General features: G+C 44.9%; 19 protein-coding genes. 7 read left to right on the forward strand and 12 right to left on the reverse strand.

The features are described from left to right. Positions 1-80: 80 nt before the first annotated feature. Positions 81-395: a hypothetical protein gene (locus D0S45_00465; protein ID TIH19844.1), complete on the reverse strand. Its 315-nt coding sequence runs from the start codon at positions 393-395 to the stop codon at positions 81-83. Between the two features lie 81 nt (positions 396-476). After that, entirely contained in the window at positions 477-884 is a 408-nt protein-coding gene (locus tag D0S45_00470) for a hypothetical protein (GenBank protein TIH19845.1), read from the reverse strand. 150 nt (positions 885-1,034) lie between these two features. Between D0S45_00470 and D0S45_00475 the strand changes: the two genes are divergently transcribed. From D0S45_00475 to D0S45_00495, 5 genes are all read left to right on the forward strand, one after another. Further along, positions 1,035-2,141, forward strand: coding sequence for a hypothetical protein (locus tag D0S45_00475; protein ID TIH19846.1), 1,107 nt, complete (start codon positions 1,035-1,037; stop codon positions 2,139-2,141). 2 nt (positions 2,142-2,143) lie between these two features. Next, a complete protein-coding gene (locus D0S45_00480) occupies positions 2,144-3,223 on the forward strand; it encodes a hypothetical protein (GenBank protein ID TIH19847.1) in 1,080 nt (359 codons plus the stop codon). Between the two features lie 158 nt (positions 3,224-3,381). Continuing rightward, the gene (locus D0S45_00485) at positions 3,382-3,972 is read left to right on the forward strand and encodes a hypothetical protein (protein TIH19848.1); all 591 of its coding nucleotides are present in this window, start codon (positions 3,382-3,384) and stop codon (positions 3,970-3,972) included. Continuing rightward, the gene (locus D0S45_00490) at positions 3,972-5,801 is read left to right on the forward strand and encodes a hypothetical protein (GenBank protein TIH19849.1); all 1,830 of its coding nucleotides are present in this window, start codon (positions 3,972-3,974) and stop codon (positions 5,799-5,801) included. Before D0S45_00485 ends, D0S45_00490 begins: the two co-directional genes overlap by 1 nt. A gap of 10 nt (positions 5,802-5,811) precedes the next feature. Next, on the forward strand, positions 5,812-6,642 hold the full coding sequence (locus tag D0S45_00495) for a hypothetical protein (protein ID TIH19850.1): 831 nt from the start codon (positions 5,812-5,814) through the stop codon (positions 6,640-6,642). 42 nt (positions 6,643-6,684) lie between these two features. Here the strand turns inward: D0S45_00495 and D0S45_00500 are convergent, their stop codons facing one another. The 5 genes from D0S45_00500 to D0S45_00520 all read right to left on the reverse strand — a co-directional run bounded on the left by D0S45_00500 (position 6,685) and on the right by D0S45_00520 (position 9,962). Then, positions 6,685-7,413: a hypothetical protein gene (locus tag D0S45_00500; protein ID TIH19851.1), complete on the reverse strand. Its 729-nt coding sequence runs from the start codon at positions 7,411-7,413 to the stop codon at positions 6,685-6,687. Between the two features lie 95 nt (positions 7,414-7,508). Further along, positions 7,509-8,336, reverse strand: coding sequence for a nitroreductase (locus tag D0S45_00505; protein ID TIH19852.1), 828 nt, complete (start codon positions 8,334-8,336; stop codon positions 7,509-7,511). Between the two features lie 87 nt (positions 8,337-8,423). Then, entirely contained in the window at positions 8,424-8,855 is a 432-nt protein-coding gene (locus D0S45_00510; GenBank protein TIH19853.1) for a hypothetical protein, read from the reverse strand. Positions 8,856-8,868: 13 nt separating this feature from the next. Further along, positions 8,869-9,441 carry a flavin reductase family protein gene (locus tag D0S45_00515; protein TIH19854.1) on the reverse strand — a complete coding sequence of 191 codons (573 nt, stop codon included), beginning with the start codon at positions 9,439-9,441 and terminating at the stop codon, positions 8,869-8,871. Further along, positions 9,438-9,962 (reverse strand): hypothetical protein, encoded by a 525-nt coding sequence (locus D0S45_00520; protein ID TIH19855.1) that lies wholly within the window; start codon positions 9,960-9,962, stop codon positions 9,438-9,440. Before D0S45_00520 ends, D0S45_00515 begins: the two co-directional genes overlap by 4 nt. Positions 9,963-10,050: 88 nt before the next feature. Between D0S45_00520 and D0S45_00525 the strand changes: the two genes are divergently transcribed. Continuing rightward, positions 10,051-10,848 (forward strand): amino acid ABC transporter substrate-binding protein, encoded by a 798-nt coding sequence (locus tag D0S45_00525; protein TIH19856.1) that lies wholly within the window; start codon positions 10,051-10,053, stop codon positions 10,846-10,848. 30 nt (positions 10,849-10,878) lie between these two features. Here the strand turns inward: D0S45_00525 and D0S45_00530 are convergent, their stop codons facing one another. Together D0S45_00530 and D0S45_00535 are read right to left on the reverse strand one after the other, a co-directional pair. After that, a complete protein-coding gene (locus D0S45_00530) occupies positions 10,879-11,532 on the reverse strand; it encodes a DNA-binding response regulator (GenBank protein TIH19857.1) in 654 nt (217 codons plus the stop codon). Continuing rightward, positions 11,525-13,594 (reverse strand): GAF domain-containing protein, encoded by a 2,070-nt coding sequence (locus D0S45_00535; protein ID TIH19858.1) that lies wholly within the window; start codon positions 13,592-13,594, stop codon positions 11,525-11,527. Before D0S45_00535 ends, D0S45_00530 begins: the two co-directional genes overlap by 8 nt. Before the next feature lie 219 nt (positions 13,595-13,813). Here D0S45_00535 and D0S45_00540 point away from each other — a divergent pair, with 219 nt between their 5' ends. Beyond that, positions 13,814-14,518, forward strand: a complete 705-nt coding sequence (locus tag D0S45_00540) for an SDR family oxidoreductase (protein ID TIH19859.1) — start codon at positions 13,814-13,816, stop codon at positions 14,516-14,518. A gap of 47 nt (positions 14,519-14,565) precedes the next feature. Here D0S45_00540 and D0S45_00545 read toward each other — a convergent pair whose 3' ends face one another. The 3 genes from D0S45_00545 to D0S45_00555 form a co-directional block, all read right to left on the reverse strand. Further along, positions 14,566-15,669: a metallophosphoesterase gene (locus tag D0S45_00545; GenBank protein ID TIH19860.1), complete on the reverse strand. Its 1,104-nt coding sequence runs from the start codon at positions 15,667-15,669 to the stop codon at positions 14,566-14,568. Between the two features lie 149 nt (positions 15,670-15,818). Beyond that, positions 15,819-16,595 (reverse strand): 4-hydroxy-tetrahydrodipicolinate reductase, encoded by a 777-nt coding sequence (locus D0S45_00550; GenBank protein ID TIH19861.1) that lies wholly within the window; start codon positions 16,593-16,595, stop codon positions 15,819-15,821. 300 nt (positions 16,596-16,895) lie between these two features. Next, positions 16,896-18,740, reverse strand: coding sequence for a DNA ligase (locus tag D0S45_00555; protein TIH19862.1), 1,845 nt, complete (start codon positions 18,738-18,740; stop codon positions 16,896-16,898). Positions 18,741-18,854 lie beyond the last annotated feature (114 nt).

The raw sequence follows: 18,854 nt of genomic DNA on the forward strand, positions 1-18,854 counted from the left end.
GAAATACAGTAATGAGAAATCCCCTTGCTATTCATATGAATAGCAAGGGGATTCTTTTAAAGTTGCAGCAGAATTTTCTTCTACTTCATGCCGCGCTTGGATGCCTTAAGCGGGTTAACCATTTTTGATTTCCCGGCTACCTTAGTTTTGATGAGATGTTTATTATCTTCAAATAGATCAACAGTAGCAAAACCATGTTTTTCTAAAAGATCCCATGCCTCCTGACGATCGACTCCATACCTGTTAACATCAGCGTGCTTCTTATCCACACGAGTCTGTTCTGTCAGATACAAACCTCTATTATCTATAGCTAAAAGTCTCTTCTCGCCGTCCAGTTCAACTTCCTGAATAATCATGTCCGCAGTTGTTCCGAATCTGTTTACTCCATCAAGCATTTTAATCCCCCTTTGGGTATAGATTTATATTTAGTTTGAAATTGAATTTCAAACTCATCTACACCAGTTGATTTAGACTTGTCAAACTACTGATGAGTGAATCACTATATCCGCTTCCACGCAGCCGGACATGGCGGCCATAAATTCAATAAAAGCTGCCCTGCTCCCCAGCACAGCCCGTTTTCCTTTCAGATATCCGGGCTTAGTACCTGTAAGCGGGCACCCTTCAGTATCATCCGCCGTATTTCCTGTGTGGATACGCACATAGGAACGGTTAGGAACATCCTTAATTGTCCATAGTTTCCGTCCCTTGGAGGGGGAAAATTCAAGTTTTAATGGGTAACGCCCTTCAGGAATACACGAAACATCTTTCCGATTACCACGCCATGGTTCTTCAAGAGTCCAACAAATAGATTTACCATCTACAAGCAGCCCTCCAAGCGTTGCTTCCTCTCCAGATTCAACACGTATCAATTCCACTTTCCGCATACACAAACCTTCCTTAAAATAATTAAAGTTAAACTTGAACGACCTGCATCACCGCACTCAAGCCCATCTTTATTATCTATAAGAAAAAGGTCTCCACCCAGCTTGACAATGTCCTGTCATTCGCTCCCGCATCATGGTATTTGGGGATAAATGAAACCGAAATTTGTAATAGCCATTGAAGACGACTTTGAAATCATGGGCAACGGAACCGGACATGTGGCTTACCATCAGCATTACCCGGCTAAAATGCTCATGAACATAGCCCGTTGCCGAGATATAAAATTATCCTTTATGGTAGAAACAGCGCACCGTCTTGTGCTGGAAAGATTGAAAAATACTTGCCGCTCTATCAACACACAGGCCCATCTTTGGGATGATACTGTGCTGGAAATGCTGGAAAGCGGTTTCGATGTACAACTACATCTGCATCCACAGTGGCTTGATGCAAAATACACTAATGGACAATTTGAACTCGGAAACATTTGGAATATCGGCAAATTTACACATCAAGATCAGCAGGCCCTTATTTCAAATTCACTGAAATTACTGAATGGATTGGCTGCTGAAGTTGATAATAATCATAAAATTATATCCTTCAAAGCCGGGTCATGGGGTATGCAGCCCTCAAGTTCTTTGCTCTTTATTCTGGCTGATAACGGAATCAAAATCGTCATGGGGGTGCGCCAAGGAATGTTTTTTCCTGAAGCCGGAATTGACTACCGCAAACTTGAAGAATCCTGCCAGCCCTACCATCCTGATTTTGCGAACATTGAACGCGTCGGTCCCAAAAGCGACATTACAATCATCCCCTTACAACCTTTCGCCCCTGACCTGCTGACGTTTGCACGCTACGCCTTTAATCAACTGAGTGACAGATATCGCTACAGCAACAATATCAATTATCTGCATACACAAAAAATCTCTGGCAAGATAAAACAAACGTCTCCGCTAGGTAGTAAAAAAATTAATTTTTCCCTGCATCCGTATAAAACCCATTTAAAAATCGGTAACCAGAGATTCAGCTATCTTAAGACATCATTTGATACAGTAATCAGAAATTTTCAGAATTCAGACCTACCGCTGATTCCTATAGTCATTGAGTGTCATACCAAGCAAATCCATAACTATGTCAGAGACATAGAACGGTTTCTTGATTATATACTTGAGAAATACGAAGATATGGTGGAATTTGATGATATGACCGGGCTGGCAAAGAAAATTGCAGCCGGAGCAATCAAGGTAAAATCGAGGTCCTGAACATGGCTAGGAAACGAAACATTCTGCATAAGCCTGACACATACGACCAAAAGTTAGAAGCCGAGTTACTTGCTAGCGGCATGCCGGATACCTGTGAATATCGCGAATCCTATTTATCCAAAATCCATTTCAAGAGAAACAACTCATTCAGCACGGCGGATCTTCACGAGGTCTGCAAGACACTGGCAGTCTTTTACTTAAATTCAAACGATGTGCGCTTTTTTAACGAGTACCTGTGGTTTTCAGACAATGCGGATCAAGACAAAAACCTGAGAGATCTTGTTGTTGCTCATTTTCATAACCAATTGACCAGCAATGCAACCCACCCCTTTCCTATATCTGAAGACAAAGAACACACAGCCCATTTAAATGATCTATTAAAAAAAACCGCTTCTGCACCGCAAAATTACAGCCAAGGCAACATTGCCCTTTTGGGCAGCCCTACATTCTTCACAAATATATATAAAAAACTTACTTCCTGCGGATTCAACGTTAAGTGCTTTTTTATCCCGCATCACCAGAACTCAAAAGTACGCTTACTTTTTAAGAACAGACTGGCCTTTTTCATCTATCGGATACTTAAAGGTTGCCACATTCCTTACCAGAAGCTTGCGGCAGATCATTCGAATATAAGCATCGGCAACGAACTAGAAAAGCACAACCTCAATGTAGGATTCCACAAGCTCGGATTCATAATCAAACCCAACATTATTAACGCCTTTAAAACTGGACTTATCAATGATCATTGGGGGCTGCTTCCCTATATACGCGGACGCTCCTCAATAGAATTTTCACTACTTTGCGGAGTTCCATTGGCAACAACATCTCATCTGGTGGAATCTACAATTGATACCGGCCCTATAGTGGCTTGCCATTCTTACGAACAGGCCACAAAACTGAAATCCGTTAGTGCCATAAAAAAGGTTATCCGCTCTGAAACAGATAAACGGGCTGCTGAATCTATTAAAATCCTAAGCTCTAATCAAAAACCAATAGCTAAAAACAACACCTCAAAAGGACTGACATTCTATAGTATGCACCCTGCATTGGTTAAGTATATTGACACCATAATTCTGTCCTGATCCCCGCCACATCTTAATATTGTTGAGCTTTTCCCCCCTTCGTTCATGCAACTAAATTGTACGAAAAAGTTCGTTGACAACTCCCCGAATAGAGATATTTTAAGAATAACCAGTAACTACTGGTAAGTATTTATTTTGCTATCAAAATGGGAGGACAGATGAAACTCGTCTCAAAATTCTCAAAACCAAGTTTATGGCTCTCAGTATTAGCTATTCTATTTTGGGCTGTTCCAGTCCTTGCCCTAACTAACGGAACTCCAGCTGGACCGGCCTCGGCCGACCAGCAGGTCTATGACGAAGCACTCACTTTGCTTTTCAAAACCTTCATCCTCGCTACCTTCATAGAAGTCTCATTTACAACCCTTTTCGACTGGCGAGTATTTATCAAACACACCTACAATAAAGGTTGGAAAACCCCCGTCATCGTCATCACCCTCTTCATTTTCTGCAAATCAGCTGATCTGGACATAGTCCAAAAATTGGTAACTATCCTTTTCGGCGATGGACATCCAGTAAACGCAAATATTGATTTCTTCCTGACCTCCATGCTGCTAGCCGGAGGTAGCGGGAGCATGAACGCCCTCTTTGAAAAGCTTAAAATACGCGATCCCAAGCAAAGGGAAAAACGATTCCTTGAAGCGCAAGGTGAAGATAATCTTAAAAGTGAAAATGAACGTCTAAAAGAAGAAATTCGCCAACTCAAGGGAGAGCCGGACGCAACTCCATCCGCCACTGAAGGAGGTGCATAATGATAATGGATACAGCAACAATCATTATTTTCGCCATACGGGCTTCCATTAAAATCGGGGAGGCTGGATACAAGAGTTATGTGGATATTACCCGTAACCGGGAATTGGTGCTGCCTCTGCCACGAATGCCGGAACTTATGACCAATACCAGAGCTTGGCGCTTGTTTTTCAATGAGGAAGGTGAAGCTAGACATTTTGTCGACGGTGATAATGAAAGAAAGATAAATGCATGGCCCAAGCTTCAAAATTTTAAAGAAAAGACACTTGAATCATTGACTGAAGAGGAACTTGAAACTCTTCTGGAACTGGCAAAACAGGCCAAGATGGCTATCCTTCTGGAAGAAGATCCGAAATTTTCATTAAGCAATATTCATAGCATAAGCGCGTTACACACGGTCCAAGGCTGGGAAAAAGGTTTATCAACTGCGACGGCAGTACAGCATGTAGCAGGTACTATAATTGAAGTCGGTGTTGATTTTCTACAACTGAACCCACAATTATTTAATACCAATACATCTGAGGGAAAACTGATCAAACATTTCATTGATGAACTTGATCAAATAGATTTCTCCGAAGAAACCCTAGACAATCTTCCCGTATTGCTTTTCGCAGCAACCCTTGAAACAGTAAGCTCAAATTCTCAAATATTTGGCAACAATAAGAATGTACATGCCTTAATCGGAAATTCAGCCAATAAAATAGCCACTCTCGTTAAAGACCGTAATAACAAAATCAACCAAACCGGACTTACTGCCACTGAAAAAAGAAATAAACGCTTTGAAATGGAAGAGTGGGGAGAACTTGTCTTCCGTGGGATTTTGGATGCATCAGCTCGCACCGCAATTTCCGATCCCGGAAACTTTTTAGGCATACAAGGCGAAGCCAGCCAAGAGATAGCGAAAAGAATCGGTGACGACGTGCTAGAACTGATGATCGGTGATGATAGTATCGAATTCAAGCCGATTTTCAGTCAAGCAGGAGCGGAACGGCTGACCAAAACAGCATTAGCTGTTATCAGTAAACATCCTAAGCTGATCACCAATTCAGACGATAAAATCAATAAATTATTATCTGAAATTGCAGCGGGACTAGCCGGAACAAATATGCCTCTATTTGACGATGCTATGCTACCGGAAGTCGCCCGCATAATGTTAGAAAAAACAGGAGAAAATCTCGATTTACTTTGGCCTAACGACCAACATTCACCAAAAGAAAACATCCTGTTCATAGCCACGCAGGCGACCATAAAAGCCCTCACAGACAGTAACCCCGATTATCCTTACTGGAGGCCGGACTTCACCCATGCAGAAATGCTTATGGTTGTTGAATCAGTATGCGATGAAATCAAAAGCAATCCAGCCTGGATTACCGGAAACAATGACAACTACAACACCGCATTAAATCTGGCGCTAACCCAGACTGTTGCCTGCCTCAAAGCCCGAAAAACAGACATATCTGTAGAAACATCAGCAAAAATAATTGCCGAGGTAATCAAGGGTATAGCCCTGCGAGAAGAATTACTTAAAGAAACAATATTTGCAGATGGTGGTCGCAAAAACATTGCCGCAGCCGCTATTGATGCCATGATCTCATCAATATTCGACTGCCCGGATGATTTGATAAAATGGAGACTCTGCCGTGATGAAGTACTTCAAGAAATTGTAAAAGTGCTCATGTCTGAACTGGCAGACTCAAAAGCATCACCAGAAGCAGTTAACTCCTTAAAGAGTATATTAGACTCATTCATTAACGACATTAAAGATGGCGGAAAAATTGACTTTGCCAAGCTTAAAGAACTGGCAAATAAAGAACTTCAAGCAATAAGTTAGGGAGATAAACATGATTACCAGCAAAATTAGATTAAACTTTTCCGTCCTGCTGACAGTCATACTCATTTTTTCATTCTGTGGATGTAAATCAATAAATAAGCTCCGATCAGCTCAGGACTCTTTTAACCAAGCCGCTGAATTGAATAATCAACAAAACTTTGGTTCAATCAGCTTTGAAGGTATTTCCGTAACCGATCTGGCAAAACAAAATGAATCCGCACTACTATACCAAGAAACAAATCAAATTTTAAACGACTTCAGCGAAAAGGAACGAGAAGACCTTAAAAAGAACAATTTGTACGGTAACTATCTGGTCCTGAAAGGTTTAACTAATTGGAAATTAGAGAATTATGATGCTGTATACAAAGTTGTGGCTGAAGCAGCAGATAAAGAGATCAATTTTACCACTAGAGATAAAGGCATTATCCAAATCATGCCCGCCCTTATTGCAGTCGAAGAAGCCAAACCATTTTACCAAAACGCATCAGAACAGCATGATAAAAATTGTTTTAATTTAAATAAAGCAATGTCCATTATTAAGGATGCTCCGCTCGGTGATGTGGAAAAAGTGATCAGTAATACCGCAACCCCTGCCAACCTGAGATTATACGCCATTCAATGCAACCTTCTGGCCCATCACTACCGCATAGAGGCATATAGATCTGCAAAAGATGATCTTAGTTCAAACGAAAAATGTATAAAAAAAAGAACCTCTAGTTATGATCAATCAAGACAAAAAACATTAGACCTAATCAGTCTTCTGGAAAAAATGAAAAAGAAATCCCAATCAGAAGAACTAACGACAATTTATAATTATTGGCGAAGTGTAACAGATAAATGAAATCAATTCCCGCCCTTCAAACCGAAGGGTGGGGATTAAAATTTAAGTTCTCACTCTGAACAAAATCAACGTAAGAATAAAAATAAAAATTCCGGCGACTCCGAATAAACTTTGCGCCCCACTAACATAAGCGATCACTCGAATTCCACTACCCCAAAGGAAAATTGTGAATGAGCTTAGAGTCAGCATGGACCATGCGCATACAAGATTATGGGCTGCAAATAATTCCAGTAATCGCGGTAAGGCATTTCGAAACAGCAACCATAACAGCCATGTCACAAGAGCTCCTCCAAGCAGGAAAACCAGCCACGGCGAAAGGTGCATGCCCTGATTAAACCGGCCCACATCACCATTGTCGGCAAAAGCACGCATGTAGATGTAGGCAACAAGCTCCATGAGATTAACCACAGCAAGCCAGTAGGCAAAGTGATATGCCCATCTATTGCGAAGCCTGCCGGTATTCATCATAAACAGACAAATTCCGGTCACAAAGGAATGCATAATCAGCGGACTGAATCCGATAAATGCACCATGCAAGTCATGCCCTTCCGCAAAGATACGTGTGTAATCCACTCCCTCATCCCAGCCGGTCATCATGATCGGATTACCCCAGACAATATCCAGCGGACTCTTCATCTCACCCAGCAAAAATGCCATGGTGCTATGCGTAAATTCATGCACCACAACCATGCAGGATTGCAGAACCATAATGGTCGCAACGGCTATGCCCAGATAACGCGCGGCTTGTGTGTATTTACGGGAGTTTTCCATACTTTTATTGTACGTGATTGGAGGTCGAGGGCAATAAAAAATCCCAGCTTTTCACAACAAAAAACTGGGATTTACTTCATCAAGATAAAACAACCCTACCCCCACTCAACCCGCCTCACCCGCGCCTCTCCACGTTCAACCGTGCGCTGATACTTAACAGCGGGCTTGCCGAAAAGCATGGCGTAGCCGATTTCGTGATCTTCGGGAATGCCGAGCTTTTCTTTCAGGTCCGGGAGGATGGATTCGACTACGCGCCGAAGCAGGCCGTTCCAGAGAGTGCCGATTTTCATGGACTGGGCCATCAGTTCAAAAGAGGAAAGAAAAATTGTCATATCCGCAGTCCGGCTGGGGGCACTTTCAGGCGCGGATACGATTATGAAATGAGGTGCATCACGAAAAAGAATATCCACACTGTCTTCCTTCATCTGCTGGCAGACCATCTTGAAAAGGTTTGCCACATACGGAATCTCGGAAGTACCTTTAGCGAGGGCGTCTTCAAGACGTTCATAAATTTCATCCCGAAACTTTTTTACCGAAACAGGGTCATCCATGAGGGTGATGTGCACGCTACGTGAGTTAACACCTGTGGGGGCATGCCATGCAACATCCAGCAGTCTCTGAATCCTTTCCGGCTCCAGCGGTTCCGGCTTGTATGCACGAACAGAACGACGGCCCTTAATGAGGGTTGCCACCATATCCTCATCAGGCATGTTTCCTTTTAGCTGGATAGACTCTTCCGGGGAATGTCCGAGAATGGAGATGGCGCCTTCTGGACAAACCGCAAGACAGTGCAGACACTCAAAACAACGTTGCTCATCCACAATTTTAGGATATTCATCAAGTTCGATTACTCCATGGAAACAATCCTGAGCACACAGCCCGCAAAGAACGCAGAGATCTTCATTCACTGAAAAATTCAACATTTATACCCCACAAATTTCACTATTGATGCCTATATTACAAAAAAAACAACCTTACACTTTCATGTCAGACAATAGAATTGTCGGTGTTCAAACAGCTGAAGAACGGCAAGCATTTTTGAAGCAATTCCCCTTGGTCCAACTGCCTGCGACCTCTGCCATGATAAAAGATGACTTGCCAAGATCAACGACCTCATAAGTCCTGCATTCAAGAGCCAGCAGAGCAGCATCAAGCATGGGGACGTTTCCAAGCTTCCCATGAAAGCTAACACATGAGCTGTCGCAACACTTATTTTTTTCAGACAGTGAATTAACAAGACCAAGGCAGTTTAAAGCCTTACCGGAAAACAAATTCAGGCTGAATTTTCCTTCTTCCATAATCCGGTCATGCAGTTCAGTTTCTTTATCAATTTCAACAGCAGCAAGGGACAGCTTGCTGTTAATACGCGGCTCCCCTGCCAGAGGAAGATAATCAGGACGACCATCCACATGACCACCCAAAAGAATATGAGAAATTCCCATTTCAAATCACCATTTATTCCATAAATTTCTTGCCGGACTTAAAACCCTGACCGATCACATCGCCAATATCCATATATCCGCGAGTAGCGGGGTCAAAAACAATGGGATTAACTTGCCCCATAACGGGCGCACCCTTTTCATTGAGGATGTTCTCATCAGCCTTTATACCGACAATTTCGCCCACAAACTGAGTATGCAATCCCAGTTCGATTGTTTCAACAACTTTGCATTCAAAGATAAGCGGAAACTCTTCCACATAGGGGGCATCCACCACATCAGAACGAACCGAAGTCAATCCGGAAACAGCAAATTTATCGCTATTTTTACCGCTGGCGATTCCGAAATAATCTGCTTCTGCAACATGCTTGGCAGAAGGAATGGAAACGGTATATGCACCGCGCTCTACTATGGACCCGTAGGTGTAAGTAGCTTTGCGCAGGGAAACTGTCAGCATGGGAGGAGCAGAGCAGCAAATACCGCCCCAGGCAATGGTCATAACATTAGGCTTGCCCTCTTTGTCGTAACTTCCGACGCACCATACCGGAGTAGCCATGGCCAGTGTGTTGGGTTTGATAGCTTTTTTCATTTCAGTTCTCCTGTTTTTTCGAGCATTGTCCAAAACTTTATTTCCGGGCCCTCATCAGCAAGCCGCACTATAGCGTCGTAGGTCCTGCGTACTGGATCGCTATCCATATGCATGCGGTAAGATGCCTCGGAAGTAAAATGACCATAAAGCAAAAACATGGCAGGATCGTCTTTATCCTGATGCAAATTGTAGATCAGCAAACCTTCCTGCCCGAAACATTCGCACACACCCTTCTCAAGCACTTTCTTTAATTCATTCTCACATTCGGGTTTGGACTTGATACGGGCAGTCAGAATAAAATTATCCCTGCAAAACATAACACTAACCTTTATTTTTCTATAATATCTATTTATTGGGCCGAAAATGATGTGTTGCGCACTCATCTGCCCATTCCTAGTTAATATAATCGAACCGTCCCGAAAACCACATCCGCAGGAAAGATGAACATAAAACTGTAACACCCACGACATTTGTCGTAGATATGAATAATTTAAAAAAGAGAAACAAAGAAAAGACATCATATCTTCAACAGATTTGGACTTTTTTTGTTTGACTTGCTAGAGATTAACTTAAGTTGATAAATCTTAAATTTGTATTGAGTATTAAGAGATGAAAATTAGCTTCAAAAACGTATTAAAAATTATTTTTTTACTCTGTGCTGTTTCTACTTTCTACACGTATCCAGCACAGGCAAAAAAAGACACCATAATCATTACATACAATGATTTCTGGCCCCTTTTCTGGACAGAAGACAACGGAACCAGATCCGGTATTTTCTATGAAATAGTGTCTGAAGCTATGAACAAGCTTAACATAAAGATCAAATGGGAATCTTATCCATGGACCAGATGTCAAAGCCATGTAAAATCAGGTACGGCTGATGGGATAATGACTGTTCCTACCGATGAAAGAAGCACATATACAGAGACCCACCCAACCCCGTTTTATCATTCGTACACCCAAATATTTACCTATAAGGGACACCCCAAAAAGCAGATTATGGACAGCATCAAAACCCCGGAAGACATTAAAAATGCAGACCTGACAGTAATTACCTATCTTGGAAACGGGTGGAACGAAAACAACATCAAGCCGCTAGGCATAACAACGCATGAAGCCTATAAACCTGATAACATCTGGCTCATGCTGGCTTATGAAAGAGGAGATATTATAATTGAATGGCCTATGGCGGCATGGCCCGAAATTAAAAGACAAAATCTATCAGAGAAGATTGTACTTACAAATGGGACAATGACATCAATGCCATTTCACCTGTTGATCAGTAAAAAGAGCAAGTACATAAAAATACTACCTGAACTTGATAGGATTATTCAGAAAATGATTGCAGACGGGACAATAGACCGCATTATCCAAAAATACACTCAGCAAGCTATACGAGAGCATTAACCCAGCACGAGAAGTCATAAACACTTCTGTTTAAAGAGAAGCAATCCCCTCGCGCAAGGCATAGAGAGTCGCTTCTACGCGGTTAGCCAGATGCAACTTGGAAAGAATGCTGGTCATGTGGGTACGCACTGTAGCTTCACTGACAAACATATCCGCAGCAATAATCTTGTTACTCTTGCCCTTGGCGACCAGTTTGAGGGTATCCAGCTCACGCGGGGTGAGCGGATCAGGAGTCGGACTGGTGGACTCTTCACCGGGCTGGGAAAGCTCGGAAAGCACTTTGCGTGCTATATCCGGAGCAAGAGAAGGTTCGCCGCGATGCACCCGGCGGATTGCTTCAAGCAATTCATCAGGAGTTGAATCCTTGAGCAAATAGCCCATGGCTCCAGCCTTAATTGCCGGAAAAAGCTTATCATCAGTGGCAAAGCTGGTCAGAGCAATGATTCGGCCCGGAAGCTTACGGTCCCTGATTTCGCGGATAGCCTGAATACCATCCATGACCGGCATAAGCATATCCATAAGGATAATATCCGGGGAAAGTTCAGCCGTAAGCTCAACCGCCTCCTGACCGTTGGCAGCCTCGCCGACCACTTCTATATCATCAAAACTGCCCAGAAAACTGCGCACGCCGATACGCACGATATCATGGTCATCAACCAGCAGAACTTTAATCACACTACTCATCTCCGCCTCCATGTCCTTCATCAAAAACTTTCACAGTCAGCACAGTACCATTTTCAGGTTCACTGCTTATATCAAGATCAGCATTAATCCGTTCAGTCCGCTCGCGAATACCACGCAAGCCCATACCGCCAGTGGGCAGAGTTGCGAAATCAAACCCCTGACCGTCATCAATAATCTGAACTATTGTCTCGCCCTCGGCAAAATCGACATTCACAGTAACAGATTCAGCCTTGGAATGCTTGGTGGAATTGTTCAAAGCCTCAATGGCGATGCGGAAAAGCTCTTCTTCCACCCGCAGGGGCAGACGCCTTTCATCACCCTCCACAAAAAGCTCCGCTCCCAAGCCGGAACGAATTTCAACTGAATTCAAACGAGCCTGAATTGCTCCCACCAGCCCCTCGCTTTCAAGTTCCGGCGGATGCAGGTCGAAAATGAGAGAACGCATATCACGCATGCCCTGCTGGGCCATTCCCTGCAAAGCCTTAAGCTGATCAATGGCAGAAGATTCTTTACCGGATTCCAAGGAACGCGCTGCGGCATCAGAACAAAAAGTAATAGCGTAAAGGGCCTGAGTCACGGAATCGTGCAGCTCGCGGGCCAGCCTCTGACGTTCACCCTGTACGACCAGCTTTTCACTCTGCTCAAACATACGGCTGTTGCGCAGAGCAAGTACGGCCTGAGCGGCAAACATTTCCATAATGCGCTTATCAGCATGGTCAAAACCACCGCTCTTATTAGAAATCATGAGCAAACCCAGCTTTTTGTCACCTTCCAGCAAAGGAACAATAATCAAAGTATGCACTTCGTCACTGCGCTCAGCTTCGGGAATTTCACTCTGAGCATCACGCACAATTGTGGTCTTGCCTGCCTGAAAAGAACTGCCGTAATAAGTTGTCTCCACCGGATAATATTCCATGGGACATTTTGGCGAACCGGAGCTGCATACACAATGCAGGGAATCTCCCTCCAGCAACAGCAAAGCACTACCCATACCGTTAACAATGGCCCGGGCTTCGTCGGTAATAAGGCTGAGCACACTACCGTTCTTGCCTTCGGGACTCTGCAAAAGAACGTTGGCCACCCGTCGCAAGCTTTCACTTTCCATGAGCTGACGTTTGGTCTGGCGTGCTGCTGCGGCACTTTCAATGGCAACAGCCACAGTATTCAAAATACCGCCGATAAGCTCAGTAGTTGCTTCATCAAAAGTGAATCCCGGCTGATCGGATGAAACAAGGGCCACCCCGACCATGCGGTCACTGTTAGTAATATGAAATAATGAAGCACTACCAGAACGCACTGCTTCGGGCAGGATATCCGCAAAAGAAGAACTGGCCCGGTTGGAGGAACAGAATCCGTAACTCTTGCTGCCGTCAACACTACTGAGAGTACTACCAGAAGGACAAAGCCTTAAGCCCTGTAAAGCACTCTGGCACTCCTTTGACCCGTAACCGAATCCGGCACAGGGAGCGAGGCCGCCACTCTCCGGGTTAACCAGAAAAATAGTGCAACAGCCGCCCGCAACAGTCCCGGCCAGAACCTCAGCCAGTCTGCTCAAAACCTCATCCGGATCAAGGGCACTGGTCACGGTTCGTGATGCTTCCAGCAAAAGTTTATTACGCACATGCTCTGCATTGAGTCGGGAAAGGAGCATACCGGAATAACGGTCCGTGGTCAGAATTATCACCTCAACATAAAAAGCTTCCAGCTCTTCAAGAAAAGTAATGTATTCATCCTTATCAGCATAAAAATTACGCCCGGCAGAAATAAAAGCCCGCTTACCAAGCATGGTTCCTTCAACAACGTCGCGAATCCCCATCCCCCGGTCAAGTTTGATGTTGGCGCAACTATTGAAATAATTTTTCATAGGAACCAGATCGCCGCGGGTAAAGCACTCAAGAGTCATAGATGCCCCGGCTCCGGCCATGCGCTTGCGCTCATCATGGTCAACATTGCCATACCAGCGAGGCTGGTGCTTCAGCAGCATTGCAACAAAATTCTCGGAAACACCATCGATGTCATCCAGCAGGAATTTACCAATTTCTTTTAATTTTTCATTCTTCATATATTTAATCCCCGGCACGTTCCATTCACTGCGGTCCGGCCCTGAAATTCAATTCTTAAATTATCTTTTAGCACAGTCAAATAGCGGGGCAATCAGACAAAAGGATGAAAGCTTACTTTCTTCTCCTGCTACCATTTGTAACTTGATTTTCGCTTTTCTTTAGGCTTTACTACGCTGCCAAAACTTAAAGTATTACTTCAAAAACACAAGGAAATTATAATGAGAAATAAAAATGTTCTGATCACTGGCGGCAACAAAGGGATCGGTCTTGAATTAACTGAAATGTTTATCAATGACGGGGCCAATGTGATTGTTGCGGCCCGCGATTTCTCAAGCTTCAAATATAACGACCACCCGCAGGTAAGGACAGAAGTATTTGACTTTAGCAATGTAGCAGACATCCCGGAATTCATTAGCAGTCTGCCAACAATCGACGTGCTGATTAACAATGCCGGGGTCATGTATGCAACCCCTCATGACGAGTACACAGCCGAAGACGTTGAGAAAGTACTCAAGGTCAATATTGAAGCTCCGGTAGCTTTAATCACCGCTGTATCAAAATCCATGATTGCCCAAAAATATGGACGAATTGTTAACAACGCATCCATTGCCGGTCAGATCGGACACCCTGATGTCTGGTACGGTATTACCAAAGCCGGCATGATCAATATGACCAAAAGTTTTGCCAAGATCCTCGGCCCGCACGGAATCGTAGTTAATGCGGTTGCCCCCGGCCCCATTGAAACCGATATGCTGCACACAATCCCGCAAGCACGCAGGGATGCAATTAAAGCTGCGGTACACACAGGCCGCTTCGGTAAACCTGAAGAAGTGGCTTCCGCCATGCACTGGCTTGCAACTGACTGCCCGGAATACATCAACGGCACCTGCATCGACATAAACAACGGTTCATTCCCCAGATAATTAAAAAAGTCCGGGGAGATTCAATTATTTCCCCGGACTTTCAAAACTTAAATTTTGACCTTCATCAGCACCACTTCAGGCCTTGCTGTGGTGCGTAGCGGCGGTCCCCAGAAGCCGACACCGCAACTGATATAATACTTGGTGTCACCCCGCTGATAAGCTCCGTACTCCTCTTCATAAATACGCTTCACAACCAGATTGAATGGAAAGAGCTGCCCATTATGGGTATGCCCGGAGAGTTGCAAAGCCACGTTGCTCTGCTCAGCTTCTTCAAGATGATGCGGAGTATGGTCCATTAAAATAATCGGCAACTCATTGCCCTTGGGAATCACATTCTTTAGCGCGTAACGTATGCCATGACTGCGTAGATTTGCGAAATCATTACGTCCCACCAGTAAAAAACGGTTATCCACCACCGTAGAGCTATCTCCCAGAATCTGTACGTCCTGCTCTTCCAGCATGCGCCGGGACCAGCCGTTGCCCAAATAATATTCATGATTACCCAGCACAGCATACTTGCCAAGCGGAGCCTTGATGCGGGCAAGCTCTTCAGCCGCTCCAGTAAATTCGCAATCATGATCATCCAAGACATCACCGACCATAAGCACAATGTCCGGGTTCAAAGAATTGACCAAATTAACAACCGCCCCAACGCGATCACGAGTCATGAGCTTTCCGGCATGCAGATCGGAGAACATGACAATACGATACTCTTTTGCATCCTTGCTGCCCTTGGAAAGATCGTAATCAACTTCCTTAACCACTGGGGAAGTCGCATTAATAAACCCACCCACGGTCATCACAATGGAGACAAGACAGAGCGCAGCAAATATTTTCAGCCTGGGAACCTTAATCCCATTGCCCAAAATCTTCATGCCCCAGCGAATCGGCTCAAAGCACAGCCCTACCGGAACCATACAGGCAATAATCGCCGCCCAGCTGTAGCCCGCTCCCTGCATCAGAATCTTAAGCAAATACGGAATATGTTCCGGGAAAAAGATAGTAATTGGCAGAACAAGAGTCATCACATCGGTAGCGATGAGCACTCCGCGCTTAATCTTTGGATTATCAACCAACAACCTGCATATCCAGAGCCGGACATACAGATAAAAAGCAATATAAGTAAGCGTTGCTCTTACATAAAATGACATACTAAGCCTGATGATTTAAATTTTAAATTCAAAATTCTATCGAACATATACTAAGGATTTCTGGCTGTAAAAAGGATCAGACAAAACTCGTAAAAAAAGGGAGATGTCATAAGACACCTCCCTACTAATAATCATTTTTTACTCAAAACCTAGAATACGTCAGCCATGGAATACAATTTTCCGGGCTTCTGTTCGCTCAGCCAGCGTGCGGCACGCAGTGCGCCCTGTGCGAAAGTTTCGCGGGAATGGGCACGATGGGTAACTTCGATGCGTTCACCGGGTCCGAGGAAATATGCGGTATGGTCGCCCACAACGTCACCACCGCGAACGGCCATTACGCCAAGTTCATCTTTGGTTCTTGCGCCGATGATACCGTCACGGGAATGCTTTTTAACTTCATCATAAACCAGACCGCGTGCTTCAGCCATGCATTCAGCCAGCTTAAGCGCGGTTCCACTGGGGGAGTCCACTTTCTTATTATGATGAATTTCAGTCATTTCCATATCATATGCGGGTCCGAGCATACGTACCAGTTCGGGCAGAATTTTAAGCAGCACGTTCACGCCAACGCTCATATTCGGAGCGAGGAAAACCGGAACTTTTTTAGCAAATTCTTCCACCTGCGCAATCTCTTCATTGGTCATGCCGGTAGTACCGATAACAACCGGGTTGCCGGTAACAGCGGCGGTTTCCAGAAGTTTCAAAGTCGCAGCCGGGGCGGTAAAATCTACAATCACAGCACCGGGAACTTTGGTCAGCACTTCCTGTGCATCGGTACCGCAGACGCAGCCCAAAGACTCAAGGCCCTCTTCGCAGCCGGAACGCTCCATGACTGCTGCAAGTTTCAAATCATCGCTCTGCTGTATGCAACGAACAAGTGTGTCGCCCATGCGACCCTTCGCGCCAATAATTACTACGTCTGTCATAGTTAGCTCCTATAAAATTTGATGCGCTTCGCGCTTTTATTGATCTGATTTTGCCTCCGGCGGCTTAAACCCTTTTGCAAAAGGGTTTAAGAATCCCAAAAACTTTTAGTAAGCTTCGCAAGTAGCGCACTAAGACGCCCTTCGAATAAATAAACGGCGAAGTCCTAATAAAAGTTTTGGAAGAGTCCAGAAAAACTTTTTCCAAAAAGTTTCTTACCTATAGCCGTTAGGCAAGAGCTTCTTGCTCGAGTCTTACGGATATTGAGAGCAACGCTGGCCCTCGGAGAGTCGCCGAAGGCATTAATTACTATTAACTATATCCATAAAATCTGCTTCAGGCATAATCTCAACGCCCTTGGCCTTAGCTCCTTCAATCTTCTTGGCTCCAACCTTGCTTCCACAGACGAGAAAATCAGTTTTGCCGGTAACAGAGGTCTGAACTTTAGCCCCAAGACGTCTCGCCATGGCCTGCATGTCTTCTCTGGAACCCTGCTCCATTTTTCCGGTAAAGACGATGCCTTTTCCGGTAATAGGACTTTCCATGGACTCGGTCTCAGCAACCAGCGGAGTGCGGCGCAAATTGAAATCAAACTCCAACATGTGCAGAATTGTTTCTTTAATCGCTGCGATACCTTGGGTAACTGAATGACTAGTAAGATCACCGAAACCATGCAGCTCGATAAGCTGTTCCTGTTTGACGCTTACCACATCTTCCAGCTTGAAATGCCCCAGCAGTTTGCGGCTGTCCGCCTTACCCAGATCGGGAATTCCGAACGCTGCAAGAAAACGCCAATCGTCCGTTTCCTTGGTCTTGCTGATGTAAAGGGCTTCCGCAAGGTTGGTGGACTGCACCGGGCCAAAGCCCAGCTTCTGAAAATCATCTTCGGCCATGGTATAAACCGATTCGAGTGAATTATGCCCGGCTTTGACCAGCTTGGCGATTGTCTTTTTACCAAACCAATCAGCATTGCCCAGCGTCTTGAACCAGTATTCCAGCCGCTGTTCCACACGGGCCGGGCAGCTAAAATCAGGACATTTCAAAAAATCGTTCTGCCAGAAAAGTTCTGCACCGCAAGAAGGACACTCAGCAGGTAGTTCCACATCCTGCGCGGGCTTGATGACCTCTTCAAGTTTGGGGATGACCTCACCGCTGCGGATAATCCGAATCGTCGCCCCGATGCCGATAGACTGATCTCGCAGCATTCCGGCATTATGGGCGGTAACATTACGGATTGTGGCCCCGGAAACAGAAACAGGTTTAACTTCCATGACCGGAGTAACTGCGCCCATGCGTCCCACCTGCCAGCGAATTCCTTCAACTTCGGTAACCGCTGATTCGCCCTTCTTCTTAATGGCAATCTGCCAGCGGTAATGATGGGCAGTTGCGCCTAACCGTTCCTGCAAAGCAGTGTCGGTCACTTCAGCGACCATGCCGTCCAACGGATAATCAGCAGCTTCCCAAAGTTCGTCGGTAATCTCCCAAACCCGACTTACCAGTTCCTCACCATCCACAACTTTCTTAGGCAAAGTGCTGTAAGGAACAAAGCGTACAGCCTCATCCTGCAAAGCCTGTTTGGAAGCTTCATTCACCTTGTCCGAGGTGATAATGCCCACAACCATGTTACGCGGATGTTCAAAGGAATCAACAAGGTGTTCAGCAAAATAATCAAGGCTGCAAACAATCTCGCCCACGCCCTGACCACGCCCGCCAACAGCGATTACGCCTTTAGCAAAAGCGCTGGAAATTTCATAACCAACTTCACCGTTACCACGGGTGGCAAAAACTTTCCCATCATCACGGGCAGCTAGACCGTCCAGCTTGGGAGTAATCCGATAGGTCACTTCCTTGATACCCATAGCTTTTGCTTCCTTTTCCACACGGGAAACAAATCGCTCAAGCTCTCCGGTCGTGTACGCTTTCTCGGTAGATAGCATAGGCCGCGGATGGCGCACCTCAACCTTTTCGCTGAAATTTTCAGGTTCAACGTTAGTCAAGAACTGGTTTTCAGGATCAAGGTCACGCAGTTGCTCAGTCAGTTCATCATAACGAGCATCGCTGATGGTCGGCATACCACGGCGGTATGCTTCGTTATGCTTCTCAAGAAGCACAACTAAGCTTTTGATTTCTTTATTCTTATTTTTCACAATTATCTTTATTTTGATGCGCTACGCGCTTTTTATGGAAGGAGTATGCCTCCGGCGGCTGGGGAAGGAAAACTTTTGCAAAAGTTTTCCTTCCCCAGACCCCATCCTTTCAAA

It is taken from the genome of Marinifilum sp. JC120 (assembly GCA_004923195.1).
In the GTDB taxonomy this organism is placed as follows: domain Bacteria; phylum Desulfobacterota; class Desulfovibrionia; order Desulfovibrionales; family Desulfovibrionaceae; genus Maridesulfovibrio.

What these genes read in the sequence shown, in the direction of transcription:
- D0S45_00475 (TIH19846.1), top strand. Translation starts at nt 1,035, where the DNA reads ATGAAACCGAAATTTGTAATAGCCATTGAAGACGACTTTGAAATCATG.
- D0S45_00525 (TIH19856.1), top strand. Translation starts at nt 10,051, where the DNA reads ATGAAAATTAGCTTCAAAAACGTATTAAAAATTATTTTTTTACTCTGT.
- D0S45_00550 (TIH19861.1), bottom strand. Translation starts at nt 16,595, where the DNA reads ATGACAGACGTAGTAATTATTGGCGCGAAGGGTCGCATGGGCGACACA.
- D0S45_00495 (TIH19850.1), top strand. Translation starts at nt 5,812, where the DNA reads ATGATTACCAGCAAAATTAGATTAAACTTTTCCGTCCTGCTGACAGTC.
- D0S45_00530 (TIH19857.1), bottom strand. Translation starts at nt 11,532, where the DNA reads ATGAGTAGTGTGATTAAAGTTCTGCTGGTTGATGACCATGATATCGTG.
- D0S45_00535 (TIH19858.1), bottom strand. Translation starts at nt 13,594, where the DNA reads ATGAAGAATGAAAAATTAAAAGAAATTGGTAAATTCCTGCTGGATGAC.
- D0S45_00485 (TIH19848.1), top strand. Translation starts at nt 3,382, where the DNA reads ATGAAACTCGTCTCAAAATTCTCAAAACCAAGTTTATGGCTCTCAGTA.
- D0S45_00510 (TIH19853.1), bottom strand. Translation starts at nt 8,855, where the DNA reads ATGGGAATTTCTCATATTCTTTTGGGTGGTCATGTGGATGGTCGTCCT.
- D0S45_00490 (TIH19849.1), top strand. Translation starts at nt 3,972, where the DNA reads ATGATAATGGATACAGCAACAATCATTATTTTCGCCATACGGGCTTCC.
- D0S45_00505 (TIH19852.1), bottom strand. Translation starts at nt 8,336, where the DNA reads ATGTTGAATTTTTCAGTGAATGAAGATCTCTGCGTTCTTTGCGGGCTG.
- D0S45_00465 (TIH19844.1), bottom strand. Translation starts at nt 395, where the DNA reads ATGCTTGATGGAGTAAACAGATTCGGAACAACTGCGGACATGATTATT.
- D0S45_00540 (TIH19859.1), top strand. Translation starts at nt 13,814, where the DNA reads ATGAGAAATAAAAATGTTCTGATCACTGGCGGCAACAAAGGGATCGGT.
- D0S45_00520 (TIH19855.1), bottom strand. Translation starts at nt 9,962, where the DNA reads ATGATGTCTTTTCTTTGTTTCTCTTTTTTAAATTATTCATATCTACGA.
- D0S45_00545 (TIH19860.1), bottom strand. Translation starts at nt 15,669, where the DNA reads ATGTCATTTTATGTAAGAGCAACGCTTACTTATATTGCTTTTTATCTG.
- D0S45_00515 (TIH19854.1), bottom strand. Translation starts at nt 9,441, where the DNA reads ATGAAAAAAGCTATCAAACCCAACACACTGGCCATGGCTACTCCGGTA.
- D0S45_00500 (TIH19851.1), bottom strand. Translation starts at nt 7,413, where the DNA reads ATGGAAAACTCCCGTAAATACACACAAGCCGCGCGTTATCTGGGCATA.
- D0S45_00480 (TIH19847.1), top strand. Translation starts at nt 2,144, where the DNA reads ATGGCTAGGAAACGAAACATTCTGCATAAGCCTGACACATACGACCAA.
- D0S45_00470 (TIH19845.1), bottom strand. Translation starts at nt 884, where the DNA reads ATGCGGAAAGTGGAATTGATACGTGTTGAATCTGGAGAGGAAGCAACG.